Source organism: Ideonella sp. P3_A4, from assembly GCF_056403075.1.
Genome location: NZ_JBFUGE010000357.1, coordinates 1 through 6,345, shown reverse-complemented (window position 1 = coordinate 6,345; position 6,345 = coordinate 1). Strand labels below are relative to the sequence as shown.

6 protein-coding genes are annotated in these 6,345 nt (G+C 68.8%); 3 read left to right on the top strand and 3 right to left on the bottom strand.

Features of this window, described 5'->3' with window-relative positions; all coding sequences use genetic code 11:
* Window positions 1-807, bottom strand: an 807-nt coding sequence (locus tag AC1DYI_RS23965; RefSeq protein WP_477206643.1) for an AMP-binding protein, incomplete at its 3' end; no start/stop codon positions are given.
* Window positions 808-902: 95 nt separating this feature from the next.
* Here AC1DYI_RS23965 and AC1DYI_RS23960 point away from each other — a divergent pair.
* Together AC1DYI_RS23960 and AC1DYI_RS23955 are read left to right on the top strand one after the other, a co-directional pair.
* Entirely contained in the window at window positions 903-1,907 is a 1,005-nt protein-coding gene (locus tag AC1DYI_RS23960) for a tetratricopeptide repeat protein (protein WP_477206642.1), read from the top strand.
* Between the two features lie 128 nt (window positions 1,908-2,035).
* Window positions 2,036-2,782, top strand: a complete 747-nt coding sequence (locus AC1DYI_RS23955; protein ID WP_477206641.1) for a 2-phosphosulfolactate phosphatase — start codon at window positions 2,036-2,038, stop codon at window positions 2,780-2,782.
* Here AC1DYI_RS23955 and AC1DYI_RS23950 read toward each other — a convergent pair whose 3' ends face one another.
* A complete protein-coding gene (locus AC1DYI_RS23950) occupies window positions 2,783-3,274 on the bottom strand; it encodes an N-acetyltransferase family protein (RefSeq protein WP_477206640.1) in 492 nt (163 codons plus the stop codon).
* Window positions 3,275-3,335: 61 nt separating this feature from the next.
* On the opposite strand from AC1DYI_RS23950, the gene AC1DYI_RS23945 reads away from it, so the two are divergent.
* Window positions 3,336-4,292, top strand: a complete 957-nt coding sequence (locus AC1DYI_RS23945; RefSeq protein ID WP_477206639.1) for an alpha/beta fold hydrolase — start codon at window positions 3,336-3,338, stop codon at window positions 4,290-4,292.
* Window positions 4,293-4,345: 53 nt separating this feature from the next.
* Here the strand turns inward: AC1DYI_RS23945 and AC1DYI_RS23940 are convergent.
* A partial coding sequence (locus AC1DYI_RS23940) for a sodium:solute symporter family protein (protein WP_477206638.1) occupies window positions 4,346-6,345 on the bottom strand: 2,000 nt, incomplete at its 5' end.

Sequence of the window (6,345 nt, the reverse complement as noted above, 5' to 3'; positions counted from 1 at the left end):
GGCCCAATCGGCCGGGCTCCAGAACACTGCATCGGCCGGGGCGCCACCGAGGCCGAGCCTTCGTCTTGGCGGCTTCCCACCGCCCCGCAACCAGTTCTGGCTGCAGACGAAGCCGCTCAGGTTGCCGATCAGCGCGCGGTGCGGGATCAGCGCGCCCTTGGGCGGGCCGGTGGTGCCGCTGGTGTAGATCAGCACCGCGGGATCGTCGGCCTTGGTTTTGCGCGCCGTGAAGGTGGCCGCCTCGCGCGCCAGTGCGGCGGTCCAGTCCACGTCGCCCTGGCCGGCAGCCTCGCCCACCGCCAGCACGGTCTTCAAGTGCTGGCACTGCGCCCGCACCGCCAGCAGATTCGCCATCGCCGATTCGTCGACGATCGCGACCCGCGCTTCGCTGTCGTTCAGGCGGTACTCCAGCGCATCCGGCCCGAACAGCATCGACAAGGGCATCGCGACCGCGCCGAGCTGGTAAACGGCCATGTGCGAGACCGCAGTCTCCACGCGCTGCGGCATCACCACCGCCACCCGGTCGCCCGGCCTTACTCCCAGGCGCCGCAGTGCGTTCGACAACCGGTTCGCGGCCGCCTGCAGCTCGGCATAACGGTGCAGTGTCACGCGCCCGTCTTCGCGCTCGGCGCGGATCGCCACCGCCTGCGGTTGCTCGCGCGCCCAGCGCGCGCAGCAAGCTTCGGCAATGTTGAAACGCGCCGGCACGCGCCAGCGAAAGCTGCCATGCCAATGCGCGTAGCGATCTGCGTCGCTCGCGCCATCGGGATTCGCACGGTCAACCGAAACCGAAAGCTCATCGTTCATCCTCCCAAGCGTACGGCCAGCCGAAGCGCCGGCCCACCGGGCGGACCCTGCAAATCTGCAGCTTCACCCTGCTTCACTTCAAACGTCATCCCGCCATGTACCCACGCTTCGCGCCGCTGCGCACCCTGACCTTCGCCCTGCTCTGCGCCTTGCCGCTGATGCCTGCCACGGCCCAGAGCCTGCGCGACCCGGCCTGGGAAAACCTGCTCGAAAACGACCGCCACGCCGAGCTGGAAGCCCAGGCCCGCCAGCGCCTGAAGGCCGAGCCGGGCGACCCGCAGGCCACGCTGGCGCTGGGTTTTTCGCTGCTGGCCGACGCGCAGCCGGCGCAGGTGGATGCGGCCGTGCCGGTGGCCGAAGACTGCATCGCCCGCCACCCCGAGGCGGGCGAATGCCACTACGTGCTCGGCACGCTGCTCGGCGCACAGGCGCTGCGCGCCGGCATGTTCAAGGCGATGAGCCTGGCAGGCCGCATCCGCGAATCGTTCGAAAAGGCCGTCGCGCTGCAACCTGAAGCGTTCAACAACCGCGTCGCCCTGATGCAGTTCTACATGGCCGCGCCCAGCATTGCCGGCGGCGGCGCGGACAAGGCTCGTGAGTTGGCGCGCAGCACCGAAGCCAAGCAGCCCGAGCAGGCGCGCTGCCTGCGCGCGATGGTCGCCATCAGCGAAGACAAGTTCGACGAGGCCGAAAAGCTGCTGTGGGCCGTGCAGCCCGGCAATGACAACGCACTGCGCTCATCCGTCTATGCCAACCTGGGCCAGATCGCCGTGCAAAGGCTGAGCAACAAGCAACCGACCCAGGCCCAGGCGCTGTTCGAGCGACTGGCTCAAGCCGACCCCAGCCGCGCCTTCGCCGTCTACGGCCTGGGCCGCGTCAAGACCGAGAGCGGCGCGCCGCAAGAGGCGCTGCGCTTCTACACCCAGGCCCGCACACTGCGCGGCAACGCCACGCTGCCGATCGACTACCGCGAGGCGCTGGCCTGGCTGCAGCTGGGCGACCTCGCAAAGGCCAAGGCGCTGCTGCAGAAGTTCGTCAGCGCCGGCCGTGGCCACCCCAAAAACCTCGAGGACGCCAAGGAACGCTTAGGGAAATTGTGAGCCCCCACGCCCGCTCCGGCGGGCTGCCCCCCGAGGGGGCTCGCGCAGCGGACCGGCAAAGCCGGCTCCGCGCACGCCACTTGATGAACGGCGACGCTACACGCGCCTGGCCTGCGGAAGGACACTGAGTGAACGCACCTACCCAGACGATCTACGCCGCCCAGCAAGGCTTCGACGTGCGGGTCGACTGGGGCATGCCCGGCCTGCGCAACGTGGCCGCGCTGTGCCCGGCCGTGGTGCTGGTCGATGTGTTGTCGTTCTCGACCTGTGTCGATATTGCCTGCGCTCGCGGGGCCGCGGTGCTGCCCTACCCGCACAAGGACGCCTCGGCCGCGGCGTATGCCGCCCAGCACCGCGCACTGCTGGCGGGCCCACGCGAGCAAGGCGGCTTGTCGCTGTCACCTGGCTCGCTGCAAGCCGTTGAGCCCGGCACCCGGCTGGTGCTGCCTTCGCCGAACGGCAGCACGCTGGCCCGCGCCTGCCACGCGCCGATTGTGATCGCCGGCTGCCTGCGCAATGCCAGCGCGGCGGCCAGCTCGGTGATGCGCGGCAGCGACGGCCCGGTCACCATCATCGCGGCCGGCGAACAGTGGCCCGATGGCAGCCTGCGCGTCGCCCTGGAAGACATGATCGGCGCCGGCGCGATCGTGAACGCGCTGCCCGGCAGCAAGTCGCCCGAAGCGCTGGCCGCCGAAGCCGTCTTCCTGGCCGCTCGCGACCACCTGCACGACAAGCTGACCGCCTGCGCCTCAGGCCGCGAGCTGATCGAACGCGGCTACGCCGACGACGTGCGGCTGGCTTCGCAGCTCAACAGCAGCAGCTGCGTGCCACGCCTGGCTGACGGCGCGTTTCAGTGGGAGGCGGCGCTGCGATGATCAGATCTGCCCAAACTTGGCCAATGCGTCGCCGGTGACCCGGCAGATGCGCCAATCCGGCATCACCGTCGCGCCCATCTTCTCGTAGAAGCGGATCGCGTTCTCGTTCCAGTCGAGCACGCTCCATTCGAAGCGGCCGCAGCCACGCTCGTTGGCGATGCCGGCCAGGTGCGTCAGCATGGCCTTGCCGATGCCGAGGCTGCGGTGGACCGGCTTCACGTACAGGTCTTCGAGGTACAGGCCCGGCTTGGCGAGGAAGGTCGAGAAGTTGGTGAAGCACAGCGCGAAGGCGACGATCTCGCCGCCGGGCAATTCGGCGACCCAGCTCTCAGCCACCGGCTTCGGGCCAAACAGGTGCGGCGCCAGCGTCTCGGGCGTGGCCTGCATCAGGTGGGTCAGTTTTTCGAACTCGGCCAATTCGCCGATCAGGCCGACGATGGCCGGGACGTCGCGCGGCTCAGCGGCGCGCAGGGTGAAGGCTGTAGAGGTCATGCGAACGATTCTGTCACCCCCGCGGCAGCAGGATTTCGGCGCAGCCCCTACATTCCGCTGCATGGATTCACCCACCACGACCGCCTACACCCCCCGCCGCCCTGGCTCCGATCGCTACGTGCCGGTGCGCGGGCTGGACTACCACGTGATCAGTTGGGGCGACCCGTCGCTGGTCACACCCGAAAAGCCGGCGCTGTTCATGGTGCACGGGTGGATGGACGTCGGCGCCTCGTTCCAGTTCGTCGTCGACGCGCTGGCCGCACTCGAAGGCGAATCGCGCTACATCCTCGCGGCCGACTGGCGTGGTTTCGGCTTGACCCGCGTGCCACCGACCGACACCTACTGGTTTGGCGACTATGTGGGCGACCTCGACGCGCTGCTGCACCACGCCGACCTGGGCCTGAACGGCGACGCGCCGGTCGACCTGCTGGGCCACAGCATGGGCGGCAACGTGGTGATGAGTTACGCCGGCGTGCGGCCCGAGCGCATCCGCCGGCTGGTCAACCTCGAAGGCTTCGGCCTGCCCGAGACCAAGCCGCACCACGGGCCCAAACGCCTGCGCCAATGGCTGGACGAACTGCGCACCGAGGTCTCGCTGCGCGACTACGGCAGCGTCGGTGCAGTGGCGGAACGCCTGATGAAGAACAACCCGCGGCTGGACGCCGCGCACGCCGCGTGGCTGGCCGCACATTGGGCCGAAGAGCGCGCCGACGGCCGCTGGCACATCCTGGGCGACCCGGCGCACAAGCGCGCCAACCCGATCCTCTACCGCAAGGAAGAGATCGTCGAGACCTGGAAGCTGATCACCGCGCCGGTGCTGTGGGTCGAAGGCAATGAGACCGACGTGACCAAGTGGTGGGGCAACCGCTATCCGCGCGCAGATTTCGAAGCTCGGCTGGCCGCGGTGCCGAAGGTCGAGCAGACTTTGCTGACCAACTGCGGCCACATGCTGCACCACGACCAGCCCGAGGCCCTGGCCAAGCGGCTGCAGGCCTTTCTCGACACGCCAGCGCCTTAGAAGGCAAGCTGAACAAGTCCCACGCGGGCCGCGTGGGCTTATTCAGCGTCACCTTAGGGCTTGAGTTGTCGCGGGTAACGCAGGCCGTCGACAAACGCCTCGACAGCAGGCGGTGGCCTCGGTGTCAGCAGGCTCACCACCACCATCACCACCAGCCCCACCGGCACGCCAAAGATGCCGGCAGAGACGGGCTGGATGCCCCACCAGAGTGTGGCCGGCCCGCGCAGGTGCAGCAGCTCGCGCAGCCACGGCTGCGTGATCGCCAGGTACCAGCTGCAGACGCCCAGCCCGGCCAGCATGCCGGCCCCGGCGCCCCAGCGGTTGGCACGCTTCCAGAAGATGCCCAGCACCAGCGCCGGGAAGAAGGCTGACGCCGCGAGCGAGAACGCCGCGGTCACCAGCAGCAGGATGTCGGCCGGCCGCCGCGCCGCGACGAACGCCGCCGCCAAGGCCACCACCAGCAGCAGCACCTTCGAGATCATCACGCGCCGCGCGGTCGGTGCGTCGGGGTCGATCATGCGGCCGTAGAAGTCGTGCGACAGCGCATTGGCGATGGTCAGCAACAAGCCATCGGCGGTCGACAACGCCGCAGCCAAGCCACCCGAAGCGACCAAGCCGGACACCACATACGGCAGGCCGGCGATCTCGGGCGTGGCCAGCACGATGATGTCGCCACCGATCTTCATCTCGGCCAGCTGCAGGATGCCGTCGCGGTTGACGTCGACCACCGAGACCAGCGACGGGTCGACCTTGGCCCAGTTGGCGATCCAGGCCGGCAGCTGGTCGAACGGTGTGCCGACCAGCGAGGTGAAGACCTCAAACTTGACCAGCACGGCCAACGCGGGTGCGGTCACGTACAGCAGGCCGATGAACAGCAGCGACCAGACCACCGATTCACGCGACTCACGCACCGACGGCGTCGTGTAGTAGCGCGTCAGCACGTGCGGCAATGCAGCGGTGCCCATCATCAGGCAGACCACCAGCGCCAGGAAGTTGTTGCGCGAGTCTTCGTAGGCGCGACGCGCCGCGGCGTCGCCATTCGGGTCGCCCGCATAGGGCTGCGCGTGGTTCGGCATGCCGCCCAGCGGGCGGGCGCGATCTTCCAGCTCGGCGCGTTCGCGGGCCCAGGCTTCGGCGGTGGCGGTGGGGTCGCGCGAAAGCGCAGTCACCGCGCGCTCGGCGGCCTGGATCTGGCGCTGCGGCGCGTTCACCGCCTTCAGCGATTCGAGCAGCCGCTCCATCGCTGCGCGCTCGGCAGCGACGGCCTTCGGCACATCCTGCAGTCTGCTGCCCAGCTCGTCTGCCCGTTGGCGGAAGGTGGTGATCACCTGCTGCTCTTTCGGGTCGGCCTTCAGCCGTTCTTCGGCCTGGCTCACCTGCTGCAACTGCTGGCCGTAGACGGCCTGCGGCACCGGCACGCCCGTCTGCTTGACGCTGAGCCACACCACCGGTACCAGGTAGGCGACGATCAGCACGATGTACTGCGCGACCTGGGTCCAGGTCACCGCCCGCATGCCGCCCAGGAACGAACAGACCAGGATGCCGCCCAGGCCCAGGAACACACCGACCTCGAACGACGCGATGCCGGTCAAGCGCGTGGTGATCAGTCCGACGCCGTAGATCTGCGCGACCACATAGATGAACGAGACCAGCACCGTCGCGCCGACGCCGATCTGCCGCGCCAGGTTGCCCTCGTAGCGCGCGCCGAGGAAGTCCGGGATCGTGTACTGGCCGAACTTGCGCAGGTACGGCGCCAGCAGCAGCGCGACCAGCACGTAGCCGCCAGTCCAGCCCATGACGAAGGCCAGGCCGTCATAACCACCGAGGTACAGCGTTCCGGCCATGCCCAGGAACGAGGCCGCGCTCATCCAGTCCGCCCCGGTGGCCATGCCGTTGTACATCGCCGGCACGCGGCGGCCGGCCACGTAGTACTCGGCCGCTTCGGTGGTTCGGCTGACGATGCCGATCACCGCGTAAACGACCACCGGTGCGGCCAGGAAGATGAAACCGATCCACTTCTTCGGCAGGCCGTAGCGCTCGGCCATCACCATCA

Coding starts and splice junctions, on each gene's coding strand:
- AC1DYI_RS23960 (WP_477206642.1), top strand. CDS start 903: ATGTACCCACGCTTCGCGCCGCTGCGCACCCTGACCTTCGCCCTGCTC.
- AC1DYI_RS23950 (WP_477206640.1), bottom strand. CDS start 3,274: ATGACCTCTACAGCCTTCACCCTGCGCGCCGCTGAGCCGCGCGACGTC.
- AC1DYI_RS23945 (WP_477206639.1), top strand. CDS start 3,336: ATGGATTCACCCACCACGACCGCCTACACCCCCCGCCGCCCTGGCTCC.